The sequence below is a fragment of the Pseudoalteromonas sp. SG45-5 genome (assembly GCF_014164085.1).
GTDB classification, from domain to species: domain Bacteria; phylum Pseudomonadota; class Gammaproteobacteria; order Enterobacterales; family Alteromonadaceae; genus Pseudoalteromonas; species Pseudoalteromonas aliena.
The window spans coordinates 1-780 of the sequence record NZ_JACJEM010000138.1 but is presented as its reverse complement, the minus strand read 5'-3'; the positions used below and the strand labels follow the sequence as shown (position 1 = coordinate 780).

1 protein-coding gene is annotated in these 780 nt (G+C 38.6%); it reads left to right on the top strand.

Annotated features, from left to right (window positions below; genetic code table 11):
• Positions 1–539, top strand: a 539-nt coding sequence (locus H5119_RS19985) for a transposase (protein ID WP_182703479.1), incomplete at its 5' end; no start/stop codon positions are given.
• Between the last annotated feature and the right edge of the window lie 241 nt (positions 540–780).

Genomic DNA, 780 nt, shown 5'->3' with positions numbered 1-780 from the left:
TATCAACAGTCTTTAGAGGTAAAATGCTGGCGGCGCTCAATGAATGCGATAGTTCATTCGCGAAGGTAAGCACACCAACCAAATGGTGCGTGTATAGCAAAGCCTGTTTAACGTACAGTGAAAAGTTAGTCAGTTACCTTGCGCGTTATACCCGAAAAGGCGTGATGTCAGAATCACGGTTGGTATCAGCGAATGAACAAACAGTGAGTTTTAAATACCGTGATTATAAAGATAATAACCGGAATAAGGTCATGACACTGAGTTGTGACGAATTTTTACGGCGTTATTTACAACATATACTGCCAAAGGGGTTCATGCGTATTCGTCACTATGGATTTTTAGCCAATGCATGTCGTAAACAAAAGTTAGCGTTAATAAGGACTCAAAAGTCACACACATGTAAACCAGTGAAGCCAAAAACAGAAAAAGATCCATTGATACCACATTGGCCCTGTCAATCATGCAAAGTTGGTACCTTACGATTTATTGGTATATCAGAATCGGATATAGTGACGATTAAAACAGAGCGAACGAGTTAGCGGGCTAGCCTGCTTAATAGAATCAATGAGTTAACCTGCTTAATTGTTCAGGCTAATAGCGGCTGTGTGTTTTAATAATGTGGTTGCTTATCAAGCTAAATTTAGGTTTAATAGGAACATAATAAATGCTGAGCAACGCAGGGATAGCTTAAATTATAATAGGTAAGCTGATTAAATTAGCTGATTTAGCTAGAGCCTCTAAAAAGCAAATTCCCATAGCATAAACAACACCAACTCTGAT